Source organism: Mycobacterium sp. 1081908.1 (assembly GCF_001673535.1).
Lineage (GTDB): Bacteria > Actinomycetota > Actinomycetes > Mycobacteriales > Mycobacteriaceae > Mycobacterium.
In genome coordinates this window covers 23,140-48,832 of the sequence record NZ_LZLY01000087.1, presented here as the reverse complement: position 1 = coordinate 48,832, position 25,693 = coordinate 23,140, and the positions used below count along the sequence as shown (strand labels likewise).

27 protein-coding genes are annotated in these 25,693 nt (G+C 70.7%); 11 read left to right on the top strand and 16 right to left on the bottom strand.

All coding sequences use genetic code 11. The features are described 5' to 3' along the window. The first annotated feature begins 199 nt into the window (after positions 1-199). A complete protein-coding gene (locus A5655_RS12500) occupies positions 200-640 on the top strand; it encodes an ATP-binding protein (RefSeq protein ID WP_067010374.1) in 441 nt (146 codons plus the stop codon). Beyond that, positions 637-1,425, top strand: coding sequence for an RNA polymerase sigma factor SigF (locus A5655_RS12495; protein ID WP_067010372.1), 789 nt, complete (start codon positions 637-639; stop codon positions 1,423-1,425). The genes A5655_RS12500 and A5655_RS12495 overlap by 4 nt, the downstream gene beginning before the upstream one ends. Here the strand turns inward: A5655_RS12495 and A5655_RS12490 are convergent. From A5655_RS12490 to A5655_RS12460, 7 genes are all read right to left on the bottom strand, one after another. Continuing rightward, positions 1,396-1,827 carry an STAS domain-containing protein gene (locus A5655_RS12490; protein ID WP_067010396.1) on the bottom strand — a complete coding sequence of 144 codons (432 nt, stop codon included), beginning with the start codon at positions 1,825-1,827 and terminating at the stop codon, positions 1,396-1,398. The two genes, A5655_RS12495 and A5655_RS12490, sit on opposite strands and share 30 nt — an antisense overlap. Positions 1,828-2,004: 177 nt before the next feature. After that, entirely contained in the window at positions 2,005-3,798 is a 1,794-nt protein-coding gene (locus tag A5655_RS12485; protein ID WP_067010369.1) for an acetyl/propionyl/methylcrotonyl-CoA carboxylase subunit alpha, read from the bottom strand. 121 nt (positions 3,799-3,919) lie between these two features. Continuing rightward, on the bottom strand, positions 3,920-4,339 hold the full coding sequence (locus tag A5655_RS12480) for a SufE family protein (RefSeq protein ID WP_067010367.1): 420 nt from the start codon (positions 4,337-4,339) through the stop codon (positions 3,920-3,922). Beyond that, on the bottom strand, positions 4,339-5,229 hold the full coding sequence (locus A5655_RS12475; RefSeq protein ID WP_067010393.1) for a sulfurtransferase: 891 nt from the start codon (positions 5,227-5,229) through the stop codon (positions 4,339-4,341). The genes A5655_RS12480 and A5655_RS12475 overlap by 1 nt, the downstream gene beginning before the upstream one ends. Positions 5,230-5,243: 14 nt before the next feature. Next, on the bottom strand, positions 5,244-5,879 hold the full coding sequence (locus A5655_RS12470) for a nucleoside triphosphate pyrophosphatase (protein ID WP_067010365.1): 636 nt from the start codon (positions 5,877-5,879) through the stop codon (positions 5,244-5,246). Further along, a complete protein-coding gene (locus A5655_RS12465) occupies positions 5,876-6,094 on the bottom strand; it encodes an acyl-CoA carboxylase subunit epsilon (RefSeq protein ID WP_067010363.1) in 219 nt (72 codons plus the stop codon). Before A5655_RS12465 ends, A5655_RS12470 begins: the two co-directional genes overlap by 4 nt. Beyond that, positions 6,091-7,731, bottom strand: coding sequence for an acyl-CoA carboxylase subunit beta (locus A5655_RS12460; protein WP_067010361.1), 1,641 nt, complete (start codon positions 7,729-7,731; stop codon positions 6,091-6,093). The genes A5655_RS12465 and A5655_RS12460 overlap by 4 nt, the downstream gene beginning before the upstream one ends. A gap of 35 nt (positions 7,732-7,766) precedes the next feature. On the opposite strand from A5655_RS12460, the gene A5655_RS12455 reads away from it, so the two are divergent. Next, complete coding sequence (locus tag A5655_RS12455) at positions 7,767-8,582, top strand: biotin--[acetyl-CoA-carboxylase] ligase (protein WP_067010359.1); 816 nt, start codon at positions 7,767-7,769, stop codon at positions 8,580-8,582. Between the two features lie 9 nt (positions 8,583-8,591). Beyond that, the gene (locus tag A5655_RS12450) at positions 8,592-9,110 is read left to right on the top strand and encodes a PH domain-containing protein (RefSeq protein WP_067010357.1); all 519 of its coding nucleotides are present in this window, start codon (positions 8,592-8,594) and stop codon (positions 9,108-9,110) included. Here A5655_RS12450 and A5655_RS12445 read toward each other — a convergent pair. Then, entirely contained in the window at positions 9,065-9,724 is a 660-nt protein-coding gene (locus A5655_RS12445; protein WP_067010354.1) for a GtrA family protein, read from the bottom strand. The two genes, A5655_RS12450 and A5655_RS12445, sit on opposite strands and share 46 nt — an antisense overlap. A gap of 66 nt (positions 9,725-9,790) precedes the next feature. Between A5655_RS12445 and A5655_RS12440 the strand changes: the two genes are divergently transcribed. The 6 genes from A5655_RS12440 to A5655_RS12415 all read left to right on the top strand — a co-directional run bounded on the left by A5655_RS12440 (position 9,791) and on the right by A5655_RS12415 (position 15,940). Next, a complete protein-coding gene (locus A5655_RS12440; RefSeq protein WP_197508676.1) occupies positions 9,791-11,008 on the top strand; it encodes a 5-(carboxyamino)imidazole ribonucleotide synthase in 1,218 nt (405 codons plus the stop codon). After that, entirely contained in the window at positions 11,001-11,516 is a 516-nt protein-coding gene (gene purE / locus A5655_RS12435; RefSeq protein ID WP_067010351.1) for a 5-(carboxyamino)imidazole ribonucleotide mutase, read from the top strand. The genes A5655_RS12440 and purE overlap by 8 nt, the downstream gene beginning before the upstream one ends. A 15-nt stretch (positions 11,517-11,531) precedes the next feature. Continuing rightward, on the top strand, positions 11,532-12,701 hold the full coding sequence (locus A5655_RS12430) for an acyl-CoA dehydrogenase (protein WP_067010349.1): 1,170 nt from the start codon (positions 11,532-11,534) through the stop codon (positions 12,699-12,701). 29 nt (positions 12,702-12,730) lie between these two features. Beyond that, positions 12,731-13,921, top strand: a complete 1,191-nt coding sequence (locus A5655_RS12425; RefSeq protein ID WP_067010346.1) for a PP2C family protein-serine/threonine phosphatase — start codon at positions 12,731-12,733, stop codon at positions 13,919-13,921. A 71-nt stretch (positions 13,922-13,992) separates the two neighbouring features. Next, on the top strand, positions 13,993-15,516 hold the full coding sequence (locus A5655_RS12420) for a CHASE3 domain-containing protein (RefSeq protein WP_082978619.1): 1,524 nt from the start codon (positions 13,993-13,995) through the stop codon (positions 15,514-15,516). Then, positions 15,491-15,940, top strand: coding sequence for a response regulator (locus A5655_RS12415; RefSeq protein ID WP_067010339.1), 450 nt, complete (start codon positions 15,491-15,493; stop codon positions 15,938-15,940). The genes A5655_RS12420 and A5655_RS12415 overlap by 26 nt, the downstream gene beginning before the upstream one ends. On the opposite strand, the gene A5655_RS12410 is transcribed toward A5655_RS12415, so the two are convergent. Further along, the gene (locus A5655_RS12410; protein WP_067010336.1) at positions 15,937-17,112 is read right to left on the bottom strand and encodes a CoA transferase; all 1,176 of its coding nucleotides are present in this window, start codon (positions 17,110-17,112) and stop codon (positions 15,937-15,939) included. The two genes, A5655_RS12415 and A5655_RS12410, sit on opposite strands and share 4 nt — an antisense overlap. Before the next feature lie 13 nt (positions 17,113-17,125). Beyond that, on the bottom strand, positions 17,126-18,040 hold the full coding sequence (locus tag A5655_RS12405; protein WP_067010333.1) for a class I SAM-dependent methyltransferase: 915 nt from the start codon (positions 18,038-18,040) through the stop codon (positions 17,126-17,128). 154 nt (positions 18,041-18,194) lie between these two features. Between A5655_RS12405 and A5655_RS12400 the strand changes: the two genes are divergently transcribed. Beyond that, entirely contained in the window at positions 18,195-18,851 is a 657-nt protein-coding gene (locus A5655_RS12400) for a cation transporter (RefSeq protein WP_067010330.1), read from the top strand. Between the two features lie 11 nt (positions 18,852-18,862). Here A5655_RS12400 and A5655_RS12395 read toward each other — a convergent pair whose 3' ends face one another. From A5655_RS12395 to A5655_RS12370, 6 genes are all read right to left on the bottom strand, one after another. Next, positions 18,863-19,156, bottom strand: coding sequence for a hypothetical protein (locus A5655_RS12395; RefSeq protein ID WP_067010327.1), 294 nt, complete (start codon positions 19,154-19,156; stop codon positions 18,863-18,865). A 76-nt stretch (positions 19,157-19,232) separates the two neighbouring features. Next, positions 19,233-21,401 carry a manganese-exporting P-type ATPase CtpC gene (gene ctpC / locus A5655_RS12390; protein WP_067010324.1) on the bottom strand — a complete coding sequence of 723 codons (2,169 nt, stop codon included), beginning with the start codon at positions 21,399-21,401 and terminating at the stop codon, positions 19,233-19,235. Next, positions 21,385-21,666, bottom strand: a complete 282-nt coding sequence (locus A5655_RS12385) for a DUF1490 family protein (protein WP_067010321.1) — start codon at positions 21,664-21,666, stop codon at positions 21,385-21,387. Before A5655_RS12385 ends, ctpC begins: the two co-directional genes overlap by 17 nt. Before the next feature lie 70 nt (positions 21,667-21,736). Next, positions 21,737-23,326, bottom strand: coding sequence for a PPE family protein (locus A5655_RS12380; protein WP_067010318.1), 1,590 nt, complete (start codon positions 23,324-23,326; stop codon positions 21,737-21,739). A gap of 115 nt (positions 23,327-23,441) precedes the next feature. Next, the gene (locus A5655_RS12375; protein ID WP_197508675.1) at positions 23,442-24,173 is read right to left on the bottom strand and encodes a TIGR03089 family protein; all 732 of its coding nucleotides are present in this window, start codon (positions 24,171-24,173) and stop codon (positions 23,442-23,444) included. After that, positions 24,161-25,639, bottom strand: a complete 1,479-nt coding sequence (locus A5655_RS12370; RefSeq protein ID WP_369807209.1) for an LCP family protein — start codon at positions 25,637-25,639, stop codon at positions 24,161-24,163. The genes A5655_RS12375 and A5655_RS12370 overlap by 13 nt, the downstream gene beginning before the upstream one ends. Positions 25,640-25,693 lie beyond the last annotated feature (54 nt).

The window sequence follows — 25,693 nt, the reverse complement described above, 5'->3', positions numbered from 1 at the left end:
TTCGCTGCTGCAAATGGGTATCAGCTGTAAACCATGATGAGTGCCGGAAGGGTTGCGTCAGCGACACCGACATCGATGCCCACTGCCACAACGATCGACATGACTAGCGGCGGCGATTGTGACTAATCGGTTGGAGCCCACGGTCGATGGCGGGCTGCGCGGCAATAGTAATGTCAAGCAGACATTGCCGGGAGACCATATGACCACCGATCCGGGATTGCGCGTGAACAAGCGTCAACGCGGCCACCGCGCCGTCGAACTGCACGTCGCGGCACGCCTCGAGAACCTGGCGATGCTGCGCACGCTGGTGGGTGCGATCGGCACCTTCGAGGACCTGGATTTCGACGCGGTCGCCGACTTGCGGCTCGCCGTCGACGAGGTGTGCACCCGCCTGATCCGCTCGGCCACGCCGGACGCGACGCTGGTCGTCGTCGTCGACCCGCACGACGACGAGCTGGTGGTGGAGGCCTCCGCCGCGTGCGACACCCACGACGTGGTGGCGCCCGGCAGCTTCAGCTGGCATGTCCTGACCTCCCTGGCCGACGAAGTCCAGACCTTCCACGACGGTCGCGAACCCAACGAAACCGGCAGCGTTTTCGGTATCACGCTGACCGCGCGACGGGCGGCCTCTAGCAGGTGACAGCGCGAGCTGCCGGCGGTTCGGTTTCGCGGCCGAACGAGTATGCGGACGTCCCGGACATGTTCCGGGAGTTGGCCGGCGTCGCCCCCGACTCGATGGAGTTCCAGCGCCAGCGGGACAAGATCGTGGAGCGGTGCCTGCCGCTGGCCGACCACATCGCCCGCCGGTTCGAGGGCCGGGGCGAACCGCGCGACGACCTGGTTCAGGTGGCGCGGGTGGGCCTGGTCAACGCGGTCGTGCGCTTCGACGTCGAAACCGGGTCGGACTTCGTCTCGTTCGCGGTGCCCACGATCATGGGCGAGGTCCGCCGCCACTTCCGCGACAACAGCTGGTCGGTCAAGGTCCCGCGGCGCCTGAAGGAACTACACCTGCGGCTGGGCACCGCCACCGCCGACCTGTCCCAGCGGCTCGGCCGGGCGCCCACCGCGACCGAACTCGCCGCCGAGCTCGGCATGGAGCGCGACGAGGTGGTCGAGGGCCTGGTGGCGGGCAGCTCCTACAACACGCTGTCCATCGACACCGGCGGCGGCAGCGACGACGACGACGCCCGCGCCATCGCCGACACCCTGGGCGACGTGGACGCCGGCCTCGACCGCATCGAGGACCGCGAGGCGCTGCGCCCCCTGCTCGAGGCGCTGCCCGAGCGCGAACGAATGGTGTTGGTGCTCAGGTTTTTTGAGTCGATGACGCAGACGCAGATCGCCGAGCGGGTCGGCATCTCACAGATGCACGTGTCCCGACTGCTGGCCAAGTCGCTAACGCGGCTGCGGGACCAGCTGAAGTAACGGCCGGGACCCGTCGCGGTCGGCCCGCGTCGACCTCAGCAGCGGCTCGGCCTGCGGCGTCGTCACCGGCAGGGTGGCGTCGGGGTCGCAGATCCTCAACAACCGCGCCACGGCCGGGCTCGGCACCATGGCCCACTGCACCTGGGCGCCCGAGCACACGACGTTGACTCGGTGCAGCGCCGAAAAGCCAGCGGTGCCAATGAATTCCAGGCCGCGCAGGTCGACGATGATCCGGCGGGCACGCCGGACGCTGCGTTGCGCGTAGACGGCGAGCTGGTCGGCGTTGGCGGCGTCGAGTTCACCGGCGACGGTGATCAGCGCCCCCTGCGCACTCCAGCGGGAGGTGAACTGTGCGGTGCGGCTTTGTTGCCACGATTGAGCCACAGACATGCTTGTCTCCATCATTTGGAGGGTCTTGCTGCGGATGACGCCGGGTGGCTGTGACGCTCGGACGGGGAGTTCGCATCCCGCGTGCCCGACGCGATCCGGGCGGCTGTGAACTCAACCTGACCCGACCCTACCCGGGGCGGGCAGGGTCGGACAACATTTACTTGATCTGGGATTTAATTGATCCCGGATCTATTTGATTTCGGCGAGGACCGTGCCCTGGGTGATGGCCGCGCCGGGCTCGACGGCAAGCCCGGTGATGGTGCCGTCCTTGTGCGCGGTGACCGGGTTTTCCATCTTCATGGCCTCGAGGACCACGACCAGGTCCCCGGCGGCGACCTCCTGGCCCTCCTCGACCGCGACCTTGACCACGGTGCCCTGCATGGGCGCCGTCACCGCGTCACCGGAGGCGGCCACCCCCGCGTGCGATCCGCGCTTGCGTGGCTTGGGCTTCTTGCGGATGACCCCGGCCGGGTCGGCGGAGCCGTTGGCCAGCGCCAAGTCGCCGGGCAACGACACCTCGAGCCGGCGCCCGCCGACCTCGACGACCACCGTCTGGCGGGGCCGCGCGTCCTCCTCGTCGATGGGCTCGCCGCCGGTGAACGGCTCGATGGTGTTGTCCCACTCGGTCTCGATCCAGCGGGTGTGCACCGAGAAACCCTTGTCATCGCCGATGAACGCCGGGTCGGACACCACGGCGCGGTGGAACGGGATGACGGTGGCCAGGCCCTCGACCTCGAACTCGGCCAGGGCGCGCCGCGCGCGCGCCAGCGCCTCGTGGCGGTCGGCGCCGTACACGATCAGCTTGGCCAGCATCGAGTCGAACTGGCCGCCGATCACCGAGCCGCTCTCCACGCCGGAGTCCATCCGCACGCCGGGGCCGGCGGGCGGGTTGAACTTGGTCACCGGGCCGGGGGCGGGCAGGAACCCGCGGCCGGCGTCCTCGCCGTTGATCCGGAACTCGATGGCGTGCCCGCGCGGGGTGGGGTCCTCGGTGATGTCGAGCTTCTCGCCGTTGGCGATCTTGAACTGCTGCAACACCAGGTCGATGCCCGCGGTCTCCTCGGTGACGGGGTGCTCGACCTGCAGGCGAGTGTTGACCTCCAGGAACGAGATCAGGCCGTCCTGGCCGACCAGGTATTCGACGGTCCCGGCGCCGTAGTAGTGCGCCTCCTTGCAGATCCGCTTGGCGGACTCGTGGATCTCCTTGCGCTGGGCGTCGGTCAGGAACGGCGCCGGCGCCTCCTCGACCAGCTTCTGGAAGCGGCGCTGCAGCGAGCAGTCGCGGGTGCCGGCGACGACGACGTTGCCGTGCTGGTCGGCGATCACCTGCGCCTCGACGTGGCGGGGCTTGTCCAGGTAGCGCTCGACGAAGCACTCGCCGCGGCCGAACGCCGCGACGGCCTCGCGGGTGGCCGACTCGAACAGCTCGGGGATCTCCTCGAGGGTGCGGGCGACCTTCATGCCGCGCCCGCCGCCGCCGAAGGCGGCCTTGATCGCGATCGGCACGCCGTACTCCTTGGCGAAGGCCACCACTTCGTCGGCGTCCTTGACCGGGTCGGGGGTGCCGGGCACCAGCGGGGCCTGGGCGCGCGCGGCGATGTGGCGGGCGGTGACCTTGTCGCCGAGGTCGCGGATCGACTGCGGGCTGGGGCCGATCCAGATCAGGCCCGCGTCGATGACCGCCTGCGCGAAGTCGGCGTTCTCGCTCAGGAAGCCGTAGCCGGGGTGGACGGCGTTGGCGCCGGACTTCTCCGCCGCGTCGAGGAGCTTGCCGAAGTCCAGGTAGGACTCCGCGGACGTCTGACCACCGAGGGCGAACGCCTCGTCGGCCAGGCGCACGTGCGGAGCGTCGGCGTCCGGCTCGGCATACACCGCCACGCTGGGCAGGCCCGCGTCGCGGGCCGCGCGGATCACCCGGACGGCGATCTCACCGCGATTGGCGACGAGCACCTTGGCGATCCTCGAGCTGGCGTGATTAGCCACTTCGCCTCCTGTTCGGCTGGACGTCTGTTCGTCTCTAAGAGAATTTCTTACAAGTCTTGTCCGGGGAAGTTTATGCGCCGCGCCGCGGGCGCCGTCACCCGGTCTCCAAATCCGTTCCTGATCAGGCCGTCTCGCGCAATCGCCGCTTGATGCGGGCCAGCATCGCCGACATGCCGCGCAGCCGCAACGGGCTGATCAGAGCGGCCAGGCCCAGCTCGGTGTAGAAGTCCTCGGGCACCGCGAGGATGTCGGCGGCGGGTTGCTCGTCCAGGCCGGCGGCCAGGATCGACGCGAACCCGCGGGTGGTGGGCGCCTCGGCGGGCGCGCTGAAGTGCAGCCGCACCCGGTCGCGGTCGCTGGCGTCGACGTGCAGGAACAGCGGCGACTGGCATTCGGGCACCGGCTCCATCGCCGCCTCTTCGAGGTCGGACGGCAGCGCGGGCAGGTCGTTGGCGAACTCCAGCAGCAGCGTCAGCTTGTCCTGGCCCTGGACTTCGGCGAAGTCGGACACCACCTCAGCAAGCGGGGCGGGCATGCTCATCAGACCGGTACGGCTCCCGGCTGCTCGCCCGCGACGATCGGCACGCGCACGGTGTTGCCCCACTCGGTCCACGATCCGTCGTAGTTGCGGACCCCGGGCTTGCCCAGCAGGTGCGTGAGCACGAACCAGGTGTGGCTGGACCGCTCGCCGATGCGGCAGTACACGACGGTCTTGTCCTCCGGCCGCAGGAAGCCGTAGAGCTCCTCGAGCTCGGCGCGGCTGCGGAAGCGGCCGGTGTCGTCGACGGCCTTCCCCCACGGGATCGACACCGCCGTGGGGATGTGCCCGGCACGCAGCGCCCCCTCCTCGGGGTAGTCGGGCATGTGGGTGCGCTTGCCGGTGTATTCGTCGGGCGAGCGCACGTCGATGAGCGGCTGGGCGCCCAGGATCGCCAGCACGTCGTCCTTGTACGCGCGGATGGGCTCGTCGTTGCGCTGCACGACGGGGTAGCCGCTCGACGTCGTGGTCGGGACGTCCAGCGTGGTGTCGCGGCGCTCGGCCAGCCACAGGTCGCGCCCGCCGTTGAGCAGGCGCACGTCGGGGTGGCCGAACAGCGTGAAGACCCACAGCGCGTACGCCGCCCACCAGTTGCTCTTGTCGCCGTAGATCACCACCGTGTCGTCGCGGGCGATGCCCTTGCGGTCCATCAGCTCGGCGAACTGCTCGCCGTTGATGTAGTCGCGGACCCGCGGATCGTTGAGGTCGGTGTGCCAGTCGATCTTGACCGCGCCGGGAATGTGGCCGACGTCGTAGAGCAGCACGTCCTCGTCGGACTCCACGATCGCCAGGCCCGGGGCACCCATGTTGGCGGACAGCCAGTCGGCGGTGACCAGTCGTTCGGGGTGGGCGTATTCGGTCAGGGACGGGTGAGGATCGGGGGGTAATGACACAACTTCGAGCCTACTCACCGCCGCGCCGCCCACAGCGAGGCCACCGAGAGCCCGGCCCGCTCGAGCAGCGCGCGCAGCAGCGGCAGGCTCACGCCGATCACGTTCGAGGGATCGCCCTCGATGCCCTCGAGGAACCAGCCGCCCAGCCCGTCCAGGGTGAACCCGCCGGCCACCCCCAGGGGTTCGCCGTTGGCGACGTACGCCTGCAGATCCGCTTCCGTCGGCTCGGCGAAATGCACTGTGGTGCAAGCGGATTGGACATCGCGGTGGACGACGCCGCCGTCGCGCAGCCGCACCAGGCAGTGCCCGGTGTGCAGCCGGCCCGACCGCCCGCCCATCAGCCGCCACTGGCGCACCGCGGCGTCGGCCGAGCCGGGCTTGCCGCACAGCCGGCCGTCGATGGCCAGCATCGAATCACAGCCCAGGACAACGCAATCCGCCGCGGTGGTGGCGTCGAGCCGGCCGGCGACGTCGTCGGCCTTGGCCGCGGCCAGCGCGCACACCACGTCGTCCGGCGGGGCGCCGGGCGCCAGGCCCGCGGCGACCAGATCCTCGTCGACGCCGGACACCACGACGGCCGGGTCGACGCCGGCCTGGCGCAGCACCTTGAGGCGGCCGGCCGAGGCCGACCCCAGCACCAGCCGGGTCAATGCCTCATGTGCGTCATTTGCTGCAGGGTTAGCCGCTGGTAGTTCGACATCGCGTAGCGCAGCCGGTCGACCGCGAGCCCCCAGCGGGTGCTCTCGGGCTGGGTGGGCTCGGGGGAGGCGGCGCCCACGCCGCCGAGCACGGCCACCAGCGCGGCCAGCTCGGCGTCGGTGGGATTCCCCTTGAGTACCTGGATGTGCGGCTCGTGCTCGCTCATAGCGGAATGTTCCCGTGCTTCTTCGGCGGCAGGTGGCTGATCTTGCGTTCCAGCAGGCGCAGCGCCGTGCCGATGTAGCCGCGGGTGTACGACGGCGGGATCACCGCGTCGACGTACCCGCGCTCGGCCGCGACGTAGGGGTTGACCAGCGTGTCCTCGTACTCCTGCTGCAACTGCAGCCGTAGCGCGTCGACGTCCTCGCCGTTGCGCGCGGCCTCGGCCAGCTGCTGGCGGTACACGAAGCCGACCGCTCCGGAGGCGCCCATCACCGCGATCTGGGCCGTCGGCCAGGCCAGGTTGACGTCGCAGCCCATGTCCTTGGAGCCCATCACGCAGTAGGCGCCGCCGTAGGCCTTGCGGGTGATGACGGTGATCTTCGGCACGGTCGCCTCGCCGTAGGCGAACAGCAGCTTGGCCCCGCGCCGGATTATGCCGTTGTACTCCTGGCCGGTGCCCGGCAGGAACCCCGGGACGTCGACCAGCATGACGATCGGGATGTTGAAGCAGTCGCAGGTCCGCACGAAGCGGGCCGCCTTCTCCGAGGCGTTGATGTCCAGGCAGCCGGCGAACTGGGTCGGCTGGTTGGCCACGATCCCGACCGGCCGGCCGTCGATGCGGCCGAACCCGACGACGATGTTCTGCGCGTAACCGCCCTGGATCTCCAGGAACTCGTCGTCGTCGAGGATGCGGGTGATCACCTCGTGCATGTCGTAGGGCTGGTTGGGCGAGTCCGGGATCAGGGTGTCCAGCTCGAGGTCCTCCTCGGTGAGGTCCTCCTCGATGGGGCCCGCGGGGGCGGGCTCGGCGTAGCGCGGCGGGTCGGTGGCGTTGTTCGGCGGCAGGTAGCTCAGCAGGTCGCGGACCCAGTCGAAGGCGTCCTGCTCGCCGGAGGCGACGTAGTGCAGCGTGCCCGACTTGGCCATGTGGGTGTGGGCGCCGCCCAGCTCCTCCATGGTGACGTCCTCGCCGGTGACGGTCTTGATGACGTCGGGGCCGGTGATGAACATCTGGCTGGTCTGGTCGACCATGACCACGAAGTCGGTCAGGGCGGGCGAGTAGACGTGGCCGCCCGCGGCCGCGCCCATTATCAGCGAGATCTGCGGGATGACGCCCGAAGCGATGATGTTGTTGCGGAAGATCCGGCTGTACAGGCCCAGCGAGACGACGCCCTCCTGGATGCGCGCGCCGGCGCCGTCGTTGATGCCGATGAGCGGGCGGCCGGTCTTGATCGCCAGCTCCTGCACCTTGACGATCTTCTCGCCGTACACCTCGCCGAGGCTGCCGCCGAACACCGTGGCGTCCTGGCTGAAGATGCACACGTCGCGGCCGTCGATGGTGCCGTAGCCGGTGATCACGCCGTCGCCCAGCGGGCGGTTCTTGTCCAGGCCGAAGTTGGTGCTGCGGTGCTTGGCCAGCGCGTCGAGCTCGACGAACGAGTCCTCGTCGAGCAGGGCCAGGATGCGCTCGCGGGCGGTCAGCTTGCCCTTGGCGTGCACCTTCTCGACGGCCTCTTCGCCGACCGGGTGCAGCGACTCCTCCCGCCGCTTGTGCAGCTCGGCCAGCTTGCCCGCGGTGGTGTGGATGTCGATGGTGTGCTCGGAAGCGGGCTCGGCGGTGTGGTTGGTAACGCTCGTCATGGGACTCGATGGTATCGGCAGTCCTAAGCTGGGCGGTGATGGACCGGGATCAGCTGAGGACGCCGCTGGACGCCGCGGCCTTGCGCGCCGAGCTGATCGGCACCGGGCTGGGCTGGCGCCGGCTCGACGTCGTCGAGCAGACCGGCTCCACCAACGCCGACCTCCTGGCGCGCGCGGCGGCGGGGAACGACGTCGCCGGGGCGGTGCTGATCGCCGAGCACCAGACGGCCGGCCGGGGCCGCCACGGGCGCGGCTGGACGGCCAGCCCGCGGGCCCAGATCACGATGTCGGTGGGCGTCAGCGTCGTCGACGTGCCGACCGAGGGCTGGGGCTGGCTGTCGCTGGCCACCGGGGTGGCGATCGTCGACGCGGTGCTGGCCGTCACCGGGGTGCAGGCCGGCCTCAAGTGGCCCAACGACGTGCTGGCCGGCCCGCCGGAGTCCCCGGGCAAGCTGGCCGGCATCCTCGCCGAGGTGGCCCGCCCGGTGGTGGTGATTGGCTTGGGGCTCAACGTGACTCAGGCCCCCGACGAGGTCGACGGGCCCGGCGCCACGTCGCTGTTCGACCTCGGCGTGCCCGAGCCCGACCGCGGCAGGCTGGTGGGCGCGGTGCTGACCGAGCTGGGCCGGCGGATCGTGGGCTGGCGCGCCGCGCGCGGCGCCGACTGGGCGCTGGCGGCCGACTACCGGGCGCGCAGCCTGACCATCGGGCGCGCGGTGCGCGCGCAGCTGCCGGGCGGCAAGGAGGTCGTCGGCACCGCGACCGCCGTCGACGACCAGGGCCGGCTGTGTCTGGAGGCCGGCGGCCAAACCGTCACGGTTTCCGCCGGTGACGTCGTGCATTTGCGGTAACTTCGGCTCGTGAGCTATCCGGACAACGCCCTGGCCGCCGGCGAGCAGGTCGTCCTGCACCGCCACCCGCACTGGAAGCGCCTGATCTGGCCGGTCGTGGTTCTCGTGCTGGCGACCGCGCTGGCCGCCTTCGGCTCCGGCTACCTCAACTCGACGCACTGGGAGCAGCTCGCCAAGAACGTCCTCTACGGGGTCATCTGGGGGATCTGGCTGGTGATCGTCGGCTGGCTCACGCTCTGGCCGTTCCTGGGCTGGCTGACCACACATTTCGTCGTCACCAACCGCCGGGTGATGTTTCGGCACGGGGTGCTGACCCGCAGCGGGATCGACATCCCGCTGGCGCGCATCAACAGCGTGGAGTTCCGGGACCGCTTGTCGGAGCGCATGTTTCGCACCGGCACGCTGATCATCGAGTCGGCGTCACAAGATCCGTTGGAGTTCTACGACATTCCGCGGCTGCGCGAGGTGCACGCGCTGCTGTATCACGAAGTCTTCGACACCCTGGGTTCCGAGGAGTCGCCGAGCTGACCGAACCGGCTCGCCTTCTTCCGCCAGGACCGCAGCAGGGTGACGTTGCCGCCCTCGAGCTCGTCCTCCAGCACCTCGGCGAAACCGCCTGCGGTAAGCGCGGATTCGATCGCCTTGTCGGGGTTGCGGGCGAACTCCTCGGGGAACACCCAGCGCCGGAACGCCCAGAAGCGGAACGCCATCTGCAACAGGTTGCCGATGATGTAGGCCGAGATGAAGTCGGTGATGTTCTCCAGCGTCAGCGACACCTCGGGCACCCGCAGCTGCAGCACGTAGTGCGAGAACCACAGCGGCGCCATGGACAGCAGCACCCCCACGCCGCTGAAGGCGAAGAACAGCAGCGCCTCGTGGTGGCGCTCGCGGCCGCCGCGGTCGCGGAAGCTCCACTCCCGGTTCAAGACGTAGGAGGCGATCACCGCGACGATGCCCGCGATCACCTTGGCCGTCACCGGCTTGGGTTCGAGGACGGTCAGCTTGAGGGTGTAGAAAATCGCCGAGTCGATGACGAATGTGGTGCCGCCGACGATCGCGAATTTGATCAGCTCGTGATGGCGCAGCAAATACGGCTGAACGGCCTCGGGCAGGCGCGTAATGACGGCATCGGCGAAGGACACAACACGTCAGTGTACGGACGGACGCGAAATCGACGCAAAATGTGTCTCGCCGCGGGCCGTGACACCATGAGGGCCGTGCCCAACACGCGCTCACCGAAGGCCACCCCCGTGGTTGCGATGGTCGGCGGGGGTCAGCTCGCCCGCATGACCCACCAGGCCGCGATCGCCCTGGGCCAGACGCTGCGGGTGCTGGCCACCGCCCCCGACGAGCCGGCCGCGCAGGTCACCCCCGAAGTGGTGATCGGCTCGCACACCGAGCTCGAGGACGTGCGCCGGGTGGCGGCCGGGGCCGACGTGCTCACCTTCGACCACGAGCACGTCCCGTCCGAGCTGCTGGAAAAGCTGGTCGCGGAGGGCGTCAACGTGGCGCCGCCCCCGCACGCCCTGCTGCACGCGCAGGACAAGCTGGTGATGCGGCGGCGGCTGGAGGCGCTGGGCGCACCGGTGCCGCGTTATGCCGGGATAGAGAACCTGGACGAGCTCGACGAGTTCGCCGCGCGGGTGGGCGGCCCCGTCGTGGTCAAGGCGGTCCGCGGCGGCTACGACGGGCGCGGGGTGCGGATGGCCCGCGACCCCTCGCACGCCCGCGAAATCGCGGCCAGCTTCCTGTCCGATGGGGTGCCGGTGATGGCCGAGGAGCTGGTGGACCTGCGCCGCGAACTGTCGGCCCTGGTGGCGCGCTCCCCGTTCGGGCAGGGCGCGGCCTGGCCCGTCGTGGAGACGGTGCAGCGGGACGGGATCTGCGTGCAGGTGATCGCGCCCGCGCCGGACCTGGACGACGACGTGGCCTCCGGGGCCCAGCAGCTGGCGCTGCGGCTGGGCGCCGAGCTCGGTGTCGTCGGCGTGCTGGCGGTCGAGCTGTTCCAGACCACCGACGGCGCGCTGCTGGTCAACGAGCTCGCGATGCGGCCACACAACTCCGGGCACTGGACCATGGACGGGGCGCGCACCAGCCAGTTCGAACAGCACCTGCGCGCGGTGCTGGACTATCCGCTCGGCGACACCGACGCCATCGTGCCGGTGACCGTGATGGCCAACGTGCTGGGCGCGCCGCAGCGCCCGGCGATGAGCGTGGACGAGCGGCTGCACCACCTGTTCGCGCGGATGCCCGACGCCCGGGTTCACCTCTACGGCAAGGAGGAACGGCCCGGCCGCAAGGTCGGGCACGTCAACTTCCTGGGCACCGATCCCGGCGGGCTGGTCCAGCTGCGGGAGCGCGCCGAGCTGGCGGCACACTGGTTGTCACACGGGCAGTGGACGGACGGATGGGATCCACATGGGTGAGCGGGCGCGCGTCGGCGTCATCATGGGCAGCGACAGCGACTGGTCGGTGATGCAAGACGCCGCCGAGGCGCTGGCCGAATTCGACGTCCCGGCCGAGGTCCGGGTGGTCTCGGCGCACCGCACGCCGCAGCTGATGTTCGACTACGCCCGCACGGCGGCCGACCGCGGCCTGCAGGTGATCGTCGCCGGCGCCGGGGGCGCCGCGCACCTGCCCGGAATGGTCGCCTCGGCCACGCCGCTGCCGGTGATCGGGGTGCCGGTGCCGCTGGCCCGGCTGGACGGGCTCGACTCCCTGCTGTCGATCGTGCAGATGCCGGCCGGCGTCCCGGTCGCCACGGTCTCCATCGGCGGCGCCCGCAACGCGGGCCTGCTCGCGGTGCGCATCCTGGCCTCGTCCGACGCGGCGCTGCGGGCGCGGCTCGTCGCCTTCCAAGACCAGCTGGCCGAGAGCGTGCAGGCCAAGGATGCGGCGCTGCAACAGCGCCAGGGTAAAGTTACCGGCGAGTAGCTATAGGAGGCCAAGATGGCTCAGTGGGCCGGAAACCCCACCTTTGATCTGTTCCAGCTGCCCGAGGAGCACCGGGAGCTGCGGGCGGCGATCCGCGCGCTGGCGGAGAAGGAGATCGCGCCCCACGCGGCCGACGTGGACGAGAACGCGCGGTTCCCGCAGGAGGCGCTGGAGGCGCTGAACGCCTCGGGCTTCAACGCCGTGCACGTTCCCGAGGAGTACGGCGGGCAGGGCGCGGACTCGGTCGCCGCGTGCATCGTGATCGAAGAGGTAGCCCGCGTGGACGCGTCGGCCTCGCTGATTCCCGCCGTCAACAAGCTGGGCACCATGGGCCTGATCCTGCGCGGCTCGGAGGAGCTGAAGAAGCAGGTGCTGCCCCAGCTCGCGGAGGGCGGGTTGCTGGCGTCCTACGCGCTGAGTGAGCGGGAGGCCGGCAGCGACGCGGCGTCGATGCGCACCCGGGCCAAGGCCGACGGCGACGACTGGATCCTCAACGGCGCCAAGTGCTGGATCACCAACGGCGGCAAGTCGACCTGGTACACCGTGATGGCGGTGACGGACCCGGACAAGGGCGCCAACGGCATCTCGTCGTTCATGGTGCACTCCGACGACGAGGGCTTCACCGTCGGGCCCAAGGAGAAGAAGCTGGGCATCAAGGGCTCGCCGACCACCGAGCTCTACTTCGAGAACTGCCGCATCCCGGGCGACCGGATCATCGGCGAGCCGGGCACCGGCTTCAAGACCGCGCTGGCCACGCTGGACCACACCCGGCCCACCATCGGCGCGCAGGCCGTCGGCATCGCGCAGGGCGCGGTGGACGCCGCGATCGCCTACACCAAGGACCGCAAGCAGTTCGGCGAGTCGATCAGCAGCTTCCAGGCCGTGCAGTTCATGCTGGCCGACATGGCGATGAAGGTCGAGGCCGCGCGAATGTTGGTGTACCAGGCGGCCGCCCGCGCCGAGCGCGGCGAATCCGACCTCGGCTTCATCTCCGCCGCGTCGAAGTGCTTCGCCTCGGACGTCGCGATGGAGGTGACCACCGACGCCGTGCAGCTGTTCGGCGGCGCCGGCTACACCACCGACTTCCCCGTCGAGCGGATGATGCGCGACGCCAAGATCACCCAGATCTACGAGGGCACCAATCAGATTCAGCGCGTGGTGATGTCGCGGGCGTTGCTGCGCTGACCGCGGGCACCCCATAAGATCGGCAGTTGATGCCCGCTCCCGCCCCCTCCGCCCCGGCGGCGCAGTGGCAGTCGTTGTCGTTGCTGCTGGTCGAGGACGACCGTGCCGACGCGGTGCTGGTGGAGGAGCTGATCGCCGACGCGGTCGTCGACATCCGGGTGACCTGGGCGCAGTCGATGGCGCAGGCGGAACGGGAGCTGGCGGCGGCCCGGCCCGACTGCGTGCTGCTGGACCTGAACCTGCCCGACGCCACCGGGATGGACGCGCTGGACCGCATCGCCAAACGCGACGCCACCGTGCCCGTCGTCGTGTTGACCGGGTTGAACGACGAATACTTCGGGGCGTCGGCGGTCGCGGCCGGCGCGCAGGACTATCTCGTCAAGGGGCGCGTCGAACCCGAGATGCTGCGGCGCGCGCTGCTCTACGCGATCGAGCGCAAGCGGGCCGAGCTGATCGCCGCCGACCTGCGCGCCACCCGGCTGCGGGCGCGCGAGAACGCGCTGCTGGAACGCGGCCTGCTGCCGTCCCCGCTGCTGCTCGACGAGCCCGGCGTCGACATCGTCGCCCGGTACCGCCCGAGCCGCGAGGACGCGCTGTTGTGCGGGGACTTCTACGACGTCGTCCAGACGCCCGACCGCGTCGTGCACGTCCTCATCGGTGACGTGGCCGGCCACGGACCGCACGAGGCGGCGCTGGGCGCGGCGCTGCGCATCGCGTTTCGCGCGCTCACCTTCGCCGGCGTGCACGGTGTCGAGCTGCTGCGGCAACTCGAGCGGGTCCTGCAGTCCGAGCGCACCGGCATAGGCATCTTCGCGACGGTGCTCAGCCTGGAAATCCAGCCCGACGGCACCGGCGTCACCGCCGTCCGCGCGGGCCACCCCGGGATGTTGCTGCACAGCGACGAGGGCGTGGAATGGCTGGAACCGCCGGCCGGGCCGGCGCTGGGCCTGGGCAACGACGACTGGCCGCGGCACGAACTGGAACTGCCCCCGGGTCGGGGGCTGCTGCTGCTGACCGACGGGCTCTTCGAGGGCTACTCCGGGCACGGCCCGCGGCGCCTGGGCGAGGACGGCCTGCTGGCGCTGGCCCGCACGCACGCGCGGCTGCCGGGTCCGCAGTTCGTCGACGCGCTCATCGACGGCGCGCAGGAACTCGCCCAGCCGCGCGGCGGGCTCACCGACGACATCGCGGTGCTGCGCATCGAGCGGACGGCGCGGTGAGCGCCGCCGTCCGCGCGCCGCGCCTGGACCAGCTCACCGTGCGCGGATGGCAGGCGCTGCTGCTGTCCACCATGGGCGTGATGGTGCTGGCGGGCGCCGTGGTCGGGGGGCTGTTGCTGCACCGCACCGACGACATGTCGCGGGGGCTGACCGACGACATCCAGCCCGCGCGGGTGGCGGCGTTTCAGCTGCAGTCGGCGCTGCGCGACCAGGAAACCGGCGTGCGCGGCTACCTGATCACCGCGGACCGGCAGTTCCTCACCCCGTACTACGACGGCCAGCACGCCGAACGGGAGGCGGCCGAAGACATCCGGCGGCGGCTGGGGCAGCGCGCGGACCTGGTGGGCGACCTGGACGCGATCGAGAAGGCCGCGGCGAACTGGCGGGCGAACTATGCCGAGCCGGCGATCGCCAGCGTGGCCCCGGACTCGAGGAACGTCACGAATCGGCCCGCGGCCGAACGGGGCAAAGCCGAATTCGACCATCTGCGAGCGCTTTTCGACCGGCAAAACGCCAGCCTGGCCGCGGCCACCGCGAGCGCGGCCGCCGATCTCCAGGGTATCGATGCCTGGCGGGACAGGGTGCTGGGGGCGATGGTGTTGGTGTTCTTCGCGACCGCCGCCGCGCTCGGCCTGTTGATGCGCGACGCGGTCACCGTGCCGCTGGCGGCGCTGGCCGCGGCGTGCCGGCGGATCACCTTGGGCAGCTTCGGTGAGACCATCGCGGCCCCGAAGCGGCCCAAGGACATTCGGCGCATGGCGATCGACGTGGAGAACATGCGCAAGCGCATCGTCGAGGAGCTCGAGGTATCGCATTCGGCCCGAGCGCTTTTGGACGAGCAGGCGCTCGAATTGCGGCGTTCCAACGCCGAACTCGAGCAGTTCGCCTACGTCGCGTCCCACGACCTGCAGGAGCCGCTGCGCAAGGTCGCCTCGTTCTGCCAGCTGCTCGAAAGGCGCTACGGCGACCAGCTCGACGAGCGCGGGATTGAATACATCGGCTTCGCCGTCGACGGGGCCAAGCGCATGCAGGTGCTGATCAACGACCTGCTCACCTTCTCCCGCGTCGGCCGGCTTTCCACCATGCAGACCGAGGTCGATCTCGGCACGGCGCTGGACGCCGGCCTGGCCAACCTCGCCGCCGCCATCGAGGAGGCGGACGCCGAGATCGTGGGGCCCGGCCAGCCGCTGCCGCGGATCATCGGCGATCCGACGCTGCTGACCATGCTGTGGCAGAACCTGATCGGCAACGCGGTGAAGTTCCGGCACAAGGACCGCAGGCCCCGCGTCGCCATCGCCTGCGAACGGCGCACCGGCGATCACGATGACGAGTGGCTATTGTCCGTGTCGGACAACGGGATCGGCATCGGGGAAGAGTTCGCCGAGAAGGTCTTCGTGATCTTCCAGCGGCTGCACGGCCGGGAGGTGTACTCGGGAACGGGCGTCGGCCTGGCGCTGTGCAAGAAGATCGTCGAGCAGCACGGCGGCACCATCTGGGTCGACACGACCTACACCGACGGGACCAGGCTGCAGTTCACCCTGCCCGTTACCACTTCGGAAGGAGCCCGCGATGACGTCGTCGCCGACGGAGGGTAGAGCGATCGAAATCCTGCTCGTCGAGGACGACCCGGGCGACGAGCTGATCACCCGAGAAGCGTTCGAGCACAACAAGCTCAAGAACAACCTGCACGTGGCGCACGACGGGGAGGAGGGGCTTGACTTCCTCTACCGCCGCGGCCAGTTCGCGGACGCGCCGCGCCCGGATCTCATCCTGCTCGACCTGAACCTGCCCAAATACGACGGCCGCCAGCTGCTGGAGAAGGTCAAGTCCGACCCGGACCTGGCCCGCATCCCGGTCGTCGTGCTCACCACCTCCTCGGCGGAGGAGGACATCCTGCGCAGCTACCAGCTGCACGCCAACGCCTACGTCACCAAGCCGGTGGACCTCGACCAGTTCATGAGCGCCGTCCGCCAGATCGACGAGTTCTTCGTCCAGGTGGTGCGGCTCCCCGGTCTCTAACGGGTGAGGAACTCCTCGTTGTGCTGCCCGGGCGCGGGCGGGGGATCGGTGGCCGCGGCCTCGAAGCTCTGGTAGCGCGCCGGCATGCGCACGACCGTGATGGCGTCCTCGCCGCCGCCCACCCGCAGGGCGAGCTCGTTCTCGGCGAACAGCGGGGTGCCGACCACCTGCTTCCAGGTATAGGCGTGGCAGGCCATCAGGCCGCCTTCCTGCAGCAGCTCCACCCATTCGGCCGCGGTCTTGGCGGCCAGCGCCGCCTCCAGCTCCTCGGTCAGCTCCGGGTAGTTGAGCGCCCGCGCGCGCTGGTCGATGAACCGCTCGTCGGTCAAGAGCTCCGGGCGGCCGATGATCTCGCACAGCTTTGCCCAGTGCTTGGGCACGTACGCGCTGATCACCAGGTAGCCGTCGGCGGCCCTGAACGCGTCCGAGGGCTGGGTGGCGAAGCCAACTCCCTTGCGCTTCTTGGCTTTCGGCTCCGAATCGGGTTTCGGCTCGCTGGGCTGGTTGAGGTGGATGGTGAGCTGGCTGGCCTGCAGGTTGACCGCGACGTCGTACATCGCCACGCGCACGACGTCGGCCACCCCGTGGCGCTCGCGGTTGAGCAGCGCGGCCAGCACCGCCTGCGCCAGCACGTGACCGCTCGCAGCGTCGACGAGCTGGAACGGGATGATCTGCGGCTTGCCGGTCGGCGTGGGCATCCCGGTGCTCATGCCCGATTCGGCGGCGACCATCAGGTCGACGCCCGGCCGGTTGCCCTCCGGGCCGTTGCCGCCGTAGGCCGACAGCCGGGCGTAGATCAGCCTGGGGTTGCGCGCCCGCAGGTCGTCGGGGCCCAGGCCCATCCGTTCCATCACCCCGGGCCGAAACCCTTCCAGCACAACGTCGGCGGTGTCGACGAGCCGCAGGATCTGCTGCTTGTTCTCCTCGGACGTCAGGTCCACCGCGATCGATTTCTTGCCGCGATTGTGGGGCAGGAACAGGGTGGGCAGCGGCGGGCGTCCGGGCAGGACGGCGGTGATCTGCCGGGCCGCCTCGCCGCCGGGCGCCTCGACCTTGATCACCTCGGCGCCCAGGTCGGCCAGCACCTGCCCGGCCAGCGGTCCGGCGATGTTCTGGGTGAAGTCGAGTACCCGGTACCCGTCAAGCGGCTTGGCGGGCTTGCTGTTTGGCATGTGCGGCCTTCCTCTAGGCTGCCCGGTGCAGCACCGCGGTGCAGTAGTAGTTGCGCGCGAAGGGCGCGTCGGGGCCTTCGGGCTGCAGCGGCAACCCGGCGTCGGCCAGCAGCCGATTCAGCGGTGTGCGAGTCGGCCGCCAGCCGCGATCGGCCAGGTAGGTCGCCACGTCGCTGCGCTCGTCGGGGAAACCCAGGTCGCCGAGGGCGATGTCGAGGCCGTTCTCCCGCCACTTCTCGCTCGCGGCGTTGAGCGCGTCCCCGCTGACGCCCGTGTTGAAGAAGACCTCGGCCACCAGCCGGCTGCCGTCGGCGGACAGCGCGGTGATCTGGTCCAGCAGCCGGTCCTGGGCGTCGCCCGGCAGGAAACCGAGCAGGCCCTCGGCGAGCCATGCGGCCGGCCGGCCGGTGTCGAACCCGGCCGCGCGCAACGCCGTCGGCCAGTCGTGGCGCAGGTCGATCGGCACGGCCCGCACGTCCGCGGTGGGCTTGGCGCCGAGTTCGGCGATGGTGGCGGTCTTGAATTCGATGACCTCCGGCTGGTCGATCTCGAACACGGTCGTGCCGGCCGCCCACGGCAGCCGGTACGCGCGCGCGTCCAGGCCCGAGGCCAGGATGACGACCTGTCGGATCCCGACGTCGGCCGAGTGGTCGAAGAACGCGTCGATGTAGCGGGTGCGGGCGGCCATCATGTCGGTCATGCGCTGCATGCCCCAAGGCGCGCCGGGCACGTCGACGTCCTCGGTGCTCAATTCGCCGGCGGCCCACCGGGTCATGAAGTCGACGCCGACGGCGCGCACCAGCGGCTCGGCGAACGGGTCGTCGATCAGCGCGTCCCGGGTCGCCCGGGCCCGCCCCGCGGCCACCATGGTGGCGGTGGCTCCCACGCTGGTCGCCAGGTCCCAGGTGTCGTTGTCGGTGCGCGCCATGTCGTCCCTTCTCCCGCTACTGGTTAGCCACAATAACGACCGGCCTCGGGTGCCGATCGCCCGCGGGTGCGCTGTGTAAGAACCCGGACACGGTTGTGTTACGTGCGCGTGTGCGGGCTCGCACGCCCACCGCGCCGTCGCTAGCCTCGACGCAATGACCACTTCGCCCGCCGTCGTCGGCGCATGCCCCGTCGCCGGGGGCAGGGACGCGGGCTGGCGGGCCGGCGCCCGGTGGGCGCGCCAGTTGGCCTGGGTCGGCCTGGTCGTGGTGCTCCTCGAGGGCGCGGTCGGCTTGTGGCAGGGAATGGCGGTCGGGTCGATCGCGCTGACCGGGTGGGCGCTCGGCGGCGGGGCCGAGGCGCTGGCCAGCGCGATGGTGATCTGGCGGTTCAGCGGCGCGCGGGCGTTCTCCGAGGCGGCCGAGCGGCGGGCCCGGCGCGGTGTGGCGGTGTCGTTCTGGCTGACCGCCCCCTACATCGCCGCCGAATCCATCCGGGACCTGACCGAGGGGCACCACGCCGAGACGTCGGTGATCGGCATCGCGCTGGCCGCCCTGGCCCTGGTGCTGATGCCGCTCCTCGGCCGGGCCAACCACCGGCTGGGCGTGCGGCTCGGTTCGGAGGCCACCGAGGGCGAGGGCACGCAGAACTACCTGTGCGCCGTTCAGGCCGCCGGGGTGCTGATCACGCTGGCGCTGACGGGACTGTGGTCGGGCGCGTGGTGGGTCGACCCCGCGGTGGGGCTCGGGGTCGCCGGCGCCGCGGCCTGGCAGGGCGTGCGGACCTGGCGCGGCCACGCCTGCGGCTGCTGATCCGGGGCGCGTTACGGCAGCAGCCGGCTCAGGCTGAAGAGCCCGGACAAGAGGGTGCCGAAGTTCAGCAGGCCGGAGATCTGGCCGCTGCTGCCGGGGCCCACCAGGCTGCCCGGGATGCCGACGTTGAAGAAGCCCGAGTTCTGCCCGTTGACGATGGCCCCGCCGGTGGCCGAGTTGAAGAAGCCCGAGGTCTCGGTCCCGGTGTTGCCGAAGCCCGAATTCACCGCGCCGCTGTCGGTGCTGATCCCGAATCCGGTGTTGACGTTGCCCGAGTTCCAGTTATCGCTGTCCAGACTTCTCATCCTGCGAGTTCCCGATGCTCCGAAATGGCGCGCTTGGAGCAGAACATACGTGGTTTGCCGCAGTCCGGCTGCTGATTCAGTCCAAGCGGTAGCGGATCAGCCGGGAGCTGTTGGCCACCACCGCGACCGACGACGCGTTGTGCAGGATCGCGGCCAGCACCGGGGACAGCGCGCCGCCCGCGCCGATGATCAGCCCGGCCGCGTTGACGGCGATGGACATGCCGTAGTTCTCCCGGATCACGTCGACCGCGCGGGCGCCCAGGTCGCGCACGTCGAGCAGGCGATGCAGGTCGTCATTGGCCAGCGCCACGTCGGCGGTCTCGACGGCCACGTCGGTTCCGGCCAGGCCCATGGCGATGCCGATGTCGGCGGCGGCCAGCGCCGGGGCGTCGTTGATGCCGTCGCCGACCATGCCCACGACGAAGCCGTCGCCCTGCAGCTCGCGCACCACCTCGAGCTTGTCCTCCGGCATCACCTCGGCTCGCCATTCGTCGATCCCGAGCTCGCCGGCCACCACCTCGGCGATCTCGGGATGATCGCCGGTGAGCATGACGATCCGGCGAATCCCGCTGGCGCGCAACTTCTTCAGCACCGCGGCGGCCTCGGGCCGCACCTCGTCGCGCAGGCTGATCAGCCCGACCAGGGTGCCGTCCACCGCGAGCAGCAGCGGCGTCTCCGCCTGGCGGCGCAGCCGGTCGACCCACTCCTTCGCCTTCTTCGACACCCTGACCTTCTCGGACTGCAACAGCGAGGGGCTGCCCAGCAGCAGGGTCCGGCCGTCGGCCCAGGTCCGCATCCCCATGCCCACCAGCACCTCGCACTCCTCGTGCGGCGGGATGCTGATGTGGCGTTCCTCGGTGGAGCGGATCACCGCCTCGGCCAGCGGATGGCGGGAGTGGATCTCCGAGCTGGCCGCATACGCCAGCACCTGCTCCGGCTGCCAATCCTTGTGCATCGCAACAATGTTGGTGACCACGGGGCGCCCCACGGTCAGCGTGCCGGTTTTGTCGAACACGATCGCGTCGACCTGGCCCGCCTGTTCGAGGTGCGAGCCGCCCTTGATCAGGATGCCGCGGCGCGCGCCGTTGCCGATCGCTGCGCTGATGGCGGTCGGGGTGGCCAGGCCCACCGCGCACGGGCACGCGATCAGCAGCATGGTCATCGCCCGGCGGACGTCGCCGGTGACGGCCAGGGTGAGGGCCGAGACGATGAACGAGGTGGGAACGAAACGGCGGGAGAAGTTTTCGCCGACCGTCTGGATCGGCGCCCGGTCGTGCTGCGCCTCCTCGACCCGGGCGATGATGCGCCCGATGGTGGTCTGGTTGCCGACGGCGTGGGCGCGCACCACCAGCCGCCCGCGCACCACGACCGAGCCGGCATGCACGTGGGCGCCGACGATGACGCTGACGGGCAGGTTCTCGCCGGTGATCGCCGACTGGTCGACGATCGCCTCGCCCTCGACCACCTCGCCGTCCACCGGTATCGCGACGTGGTCGTGCACGATCACCTCGTCGCCGATTTCGACGCTGTCGATCGGCACCTGAATCTCGCCGTCCGCCAAGCGGATCCAGGCTGTGTCCTGGTTGCCGCGCAGCAATTCGGAGATGGCGCGGCGGGTCCGTCGCAGCGTCAGGTCCTGCAGGTACTCGCCGATGTTGAGCAGCCACAGCACGGTCAGCGCGACCACGTTCTCGCGCAGCACCAGGCTGGCCACGGTGGCCGCGGAGACCAGCGCGTCGGTGCCGGCCCGGCCGGAGCGCAGCGAGCGCAGCGCGCCGCGCAGGAAGGGATAGCCGGTGAAGACGGTGACGCCGGTGGCGAACAGCCGGCCGCTGGGGCCGAGCAGCGGCGGCCGCGCGAACACGTAGCGGCGCACGCCGAGCAGGGCCAGCGCCGCGCCGCCGATGACCATGCGAAGCACGTCGGTGTTGCGGATCTCCGACGAGTGCGGCGCGCGCGCCGGGATCAGCTCCGCCGCGACGCGGGCGGCGCCGGCGATCGCGCCGAGCACCGCGGCGCGCTCGGCGCGCCGGGGCGAATACCAGACGACCACCGAGCCGGTGCGCGGGTAGGCGTGCACCGCGCGCACGCCCGGCACCTTGCCGACGGCCTCCTCGACCGCCACGGCGCGCCGGGAGTCGGCGCGCACCCAGCCGACCGAGACCCGCATGCGACCGGCCGCATCCGAAATCACGTCCAGGGCAGGGTCTTTCGCCTGCGGCAAGCGGTCAGTGGTCGTGCTCATGGGTGTCGGTGACGGACGGCGTGGGCGCCTCCTCACCGATGCGCTCGCGGGCCTCGGCCATGACGTCGGCGAGCTTGAGGCGCGCGGACTCGGCCGCCTCCTCGGCCTTGCGGGTGCCCCGCAACCCCAGCTCCGCGGCCGACACGGCGGTCTCGTGCAGCGGCGCCTTGGCCATGGCCTTGCGTACCACCTCGTAGGCCGTCACGCCGACCAGGCCGGTGACCACCGTGCCCGCCGCCTTTGCCAGGAGCCCGTAGACCGCCATCGCCGCACCCTTCCTGTCGTCACAGCGTTGGTTGATGCTTGCACGACGTTAACATTGAAATATTGCGATATCAATATGTGTCGCGGGGCCCGTCGGGCTCCCAGGTATTGGGCAGCATCGGCATCGTCGGGCCGCCGCCGAACTCGTCGCCTGAGATCGCGGTCAGCCCCGTCGGGCGGGCCCCGCCTTTCGAGACCGTCCCGGCGAAGCCGATGGTTCCCGCATCACGATCCGAGGCCCCGGCCCACTCCGGATCGACCTCGACGTCCATGTCCATGTACTCGTCGCTGTGCGCGGGTTGCTTCGCGCGCCGGCGCCGAAGCTCCCGCGCCGCCGCCGCGGATACCGCCGCGGCGCTATCCGGCTGCGGTGCTTGCCTTTTGGCGGTGGCACCGGCTCCGGTGGGCAGCCCCTCGCCGACGTCGATGCCGGGCGGCGCCAGGGCATAGGGGGGCGCGAAACCCGCGACCCCCGCGGTCGGGGTCGCCGGCGGCGGCGCGGGATTGGCGACGGTGCTCGCCGTGGGCGCGGGCGCGGGTGCCGCGCCGGACGCGATGGTCGTGCCGGGCGCGGGCGTCGCCGTCCCGACGACCGGCAACAGCGCGGGTCCGTGCGCCGCCGGCGCCGGCGCCGGCGCGACGGCGGGTTCGGGAAGGCCGGCCAACCCGGTCGCCTGGGCCAGGCCCGCGACGCCGCCCAGCGCGCCGGCGGGGGCGGCCGCGGCGGGTATGAACGGGGAAAAAGTGCTGTAGCCGATGGAGGCGAAATCGTCGGGGGACAGGACCAGGAGGAACGGATTGCTCAGCGCCGTAACCGGATCCGCGAGGAACTTGTTGACGATGTTCTCCACGAACCCGACCGGATTCTCGACGAACTCGAAGAGGTGGTCGCCGCCGAACCCGAAATAGAGGTCCGACAGCAGCGGGAACTGGCCCACGAACGACTCGACGGTCTGCTGGGTGTACCCGGCCGGATTCGCCATGAACGCCGCGATGCTGAAGTTCTGGATCGCGTTCAGGAACGCCGACTGCAGGGCGGTCAGGTTCAGGGTGGACGCGTCCTGGGCCAGCTGCCCGGCGGTCTGGATGGCGCTGGTTACCGAGTCGACCCACGTCGACACGGGGTTGACCAGCACCGGCGCCGGGGTGATTTGTGGCGTTGCGGCCACCGCCGCGCTGGAGGTGGCGTCGTAGGCGCTCATCGTGGCGGCGGCCTGGAGCCACATCCGCACGTAGTCCGCCTCGTTGAGCGCGATCGGGATGGTGTTGAGCCCGAAGAAATTGGTCGCCACCAACACGGCGTGGACGACGTGGTTGGTGGCGAGTTCGGCCAGTGTCGGCATGGCGGCCAGCGCGGCGGTGTAGGCCGCGGCCGCGGTTTCGTGCAGGGCCGCGGTCGTGGTGCTGTCGGCGCTCGCCTGCGTCAGCCACGCCAGGTAGGGCGCGTGGGCGGCCACGTACGACTCCGCGCTCGGGCCCTGCCACAGCCCGGACTGGACGCCGGCCAGGACCGCGATGAGTTCGGTTGCGACAGAGTCATATTCGGCGCTCAGGGTGTGCCACGCGCCGGCCGCCGCCAGCAACGACGCCGGGCCGGGCCCGCTGCTGAGTGCCGCCGAATGCACCTCCGGCGGGGCGGCGATCCAGATGGGCGCCGTCATGGGCCGCGCGCCTCGCTGGCCGCGATGCGAGCGGCACGCATGCCGATGTCCCTGTCAGCCAAGCCCTCTGCCCCACCTGCGCTGAGTTAACCCCGTAAACTTAGCGCAGGGTAAGCTAACTTGTCGACAGCACCCGGGTGACCTTTTCGGTCACGATCCTGCGCTCCAGCGCCGACGGGTCGGGGTTGGCGACCTGCACCAGCGACGCGCCGACGGCCAGGATCGACAGCAGGCCGTCCACCAGTTGGTCGGGACCGGACCAGGCGGCGGTGGAGAGCACCCGGTCGCCGGACGTCAATTCCCTTGCGGTGGACGACCTTTCGCAATCGGCCAGCACCTCGTCGACCGATCGGCCGGCCAGCGCCGGGCCGGGGTGGCGTTCGGGGACGATCTGGTCGCCGTGCACCCGGACGGCGGTGGCGTAGTCGGTGACGCCGATCGGCAGGTCGAGCGCCGGGCGGCCGAACGCGTCCAGCGAGAGGACGGCGACCTCGCCGCCCGCCACGGCGGCGTCGGCCTCGTCGAGCCGCTCGGCGGTGCACAGCGCCACGTCCGCGGGGGCGCCCGCTTCGAGCACCGCCTCGGCGCCGATCCACCACACCCCGAACAGGACCGCCGCCGTCTGCCAGTGCGCCGGCAGCAGGATCGCGACCCGGCCGGCCGGCCCGGCGCCCAGCTCGTCGCGCAACAGGTTGCCGGTCTTGGCCGCCCAGTTGGCCAGCGTCACGGCGGACAGTTCGATGCGCTCGCCGGTCGCGTCGTCGTAATAGGTGATGCGCGGGCCGACCGGGTCGGCCCGCAGCATCGGATCCAGGATGGCGCCGGCGAGCGTGCTCAGTTGATGCACTCGGGTTTGTCGGAGCCGGCGGTCAGGATCGGCGACGGCGGCGGGGTATTGGGGCCGCCGGCGGCGCCCGCGTTGGACGCCCGGGCGGGCAGCACCTGGGCGTCCGGGCCGCCGGAGAGGCCGGAGCCCGGGCCGGTGTAGTCGTTGGCGAGCACCACCCGGACGGATCCGGCCGGCAGCGCCGGGTCGGCGACGACGGGCAGCCCGCCCAGTTCCTTGCCGACCTGCTGGGCGCCCAGGTCGTCGGTCTTGGCGGCGCGCACCTGGCTGCCCTTCACGTGGCCGCCGTCGTTGTTGCCGACGGTTCCGGAGCTGAATCCCTTGGTGCTCAACACGTTCGACACCGCCGCCGCCAGCCCGTTGATGTCGGTGTCGTTGACCACGTCGACGGTGGTCTTGGCCGGGGTGTATGCCAGTTCCTCGGTCTTGCCCTGGGCCTGGTCTTGCAGCAGGCTCGCCACCCAGTCGGCGACCTGGTGGGCGTCCACCCGGACCACGCTCTGCATGCCGTCGTCGCTCCAGCCGGCCCCGTCGAGCACCGGGATGGTGGCGAAGGCGACCTTACCGCCGGCCAGCTGTTGCAGCTGCTGGACGAAATCCATGACGTCCCAACCCGAGGAGATCACCACCGAGCGCTGCACAGCCGCCTCCAGCCGCTTCAGCGTCGTGGGGCTGGACAGCGTGTGCCCGGAGATGATCCGGTGCGCGAGCGAGGCCATCACCACCTGCTGGCGCACCACCCGGTCCAGGTCGCCGCGCGGCAGGTCGTGGCGCTGGCGGACGAAGCTCAGCGCCTGCGGGCCGTCGAGCTTCTGCCGGCCGGCCGGGAAGTCGGCGCCCGAAAGCGGTTCGTACACCGGCTCTTTCAGGCAGACCTCGACGCCGCCGAGCGCGTCGGTGATCAGCGCGAAGCCCAGCAGCCCGATCTCGGCGTAGTGGTCGACGGTGACCCCGGTCAGGTCGGCGACGGTCTTGATCAGGGCCTCGCGGCCGGCCTCGGTGCCCTGCGCCTCGGCCTCGGCGGCCGACGCGCCGGCCTTGACCAGGGTGGCCCGCTTCGCCTCCCGGGTCTGGCCGTAGACGCCGTTGATCTTCGTCTTGCCCAGCCCGGGGGCCGAGACGTAGGAGTCGCGCGGGATCGAGATGGCGGTCGCCGACTTCCCGTTGTTCGGGATCCGCACCAGGATGATCGTGTCGGTGTTGGTCGCCTCCTCGTCGCCGGCCCGCAGCGTCGCCAGCTCCTCGGCCGACAGCGGGTTGCCGTGCGCGTCCGTGCGGCTGTCGAGGCCGACCAGCAGGATGTCGATCGCGCCGTCGTCGCCGCCCTTGCCCAGCGACGGCGCGGACATGTGGAAGATGCCGTCCTCGAAGGACCGGACGTTGCTCCAGGCGATCCCGGTGCCGAAAACGACGGCGACGGTCAGCACAGTGGCAACCACACGAACCACACGTTGCACAGGCATCACAACAGATTACTTGTGACACAGCCGCTTCTCGGGTAGCTGAAAGCGGCGTGCCTG

Coding starts and splice junctions, on each gene's coding strand:
- A5655_RS12415 (WP_067010339.1), top strand. CDS start 15,491: ATGACGTCGTCGCCGACGGAGGGTAGAGCGATCGAAATCCTGCTCGTC.
- A5655_RS12410 (WP_067010336.1), bottom strand. CDS start 17,112: ATGCCAAACAGCAAGCCCGCCAAGCCGCTTGACGGGTACCGGGTACTC.
- A5655_RS12420 (WP_082978619.1), top strand. CDS start 13,993: ATGGGCGTGATGGTGCTGGCGGGCGCCGTGGTCGGGGGGCTGTTGCTG.
- A5655_RS12465 (WP_067010363.1), bottom strand. CDS start 6,094: ATGAGCGAGCACGAGCCGCACATCCAGGTACTCAAGGGGAATCCCACC.
- A5655_RS12460 (WP_067010361.1), bottom strand. CDS start 7,731: ATGACGAGCGTTACCAACCACACCGCCGAGCCCGCTTCCGAGCACACC.
- A5655_RS12405 (WP_067010333.1), bottom strand. CDS start 18,040: ATGGCGCGCACCGACAACGACACCTGGGACCTGGCGACCAGCGTGGGA.
- A5655_RS12425 (WP_067010346.1), top strand. CDS start 12,731: ATGCCCGCTCCCGCCCCCTCCGCCCCGGCGGCGCAGTGGCAGTCGTTG.
- A5655_RS12480 (WP_067010367.1), bottom strand. CDS start 4,339: ATGAGCATGCCCGCCCCGCTTGCTGAGGTGGTGTCCGACTTCGCCGAA.
- A5655_RS12380 (WP_067010318.1), bottom strand. CDS start 23,326: ATGACGGCGCCCATCTGGATCGCCGCCCCGCCGGAGGTGCATTCGGCG.
- A5655_RS12490 (WP_067010396.1), bottom strand. CDS start 1,827: ATGGAGACAAGCATGTCTGTGGCTCAATCGTGGCAACAAAGCCGCACC.
- purE (WP_067010351.1), top strand. CDS start 11,001: ATGGGTGAGCGGGCGCGCGTCGGCGTCATCATGGGCAGCGACAGCGAC.
- A5655_RS12400 (WP_067010330.1), top strand. CDS start 18,195: ATGACCACTTCGCCCGCCGTCGTCGGCGCATGCCCCGTCGCCGGGGGC.
- A5655_RS12430 (WP_067010349.1), top strand. CDS start 11,532: ATGGCTCAGTGGGCCGGAAACCCCACCTTTGATCTGTTCCAGCTGCCC.
- A5655_RS12500 (WP_067010374.1), top strand. CDS start 200: ATGACCACCGATCCGGGATTGCGCGTGAACAAGCGTCAACGCGGCCAC.
- A5655_RS12395 (WP_067010327.1), bottom strand. CDS start 19,156: ATGAGAAGTCTGGACAGCGATAACTGGAACTCGGGCAACGTCAACACC.
- A5655_RS12385 (WP_067010321.1), bottom strand. CDS start 21,666: ATGGCGGTCTACGGGCTCCTGGCAAAGGCGGCGGGCACGGTGGTCACC.
- ctpC (WP_067010324.1), bottom strand. CDS start 21,401: ATGAGCACGACCACTGACCGCTTGCCGCAGGCGAAAGACCCTGCCCTG.
- A5655_RS12440 (WP_197508676.1), top strand. CDS start 9,791: ATGAGGGCCGTGCCCAACACGCGCTCACCGAAGGCCACCCCCGTGGTT.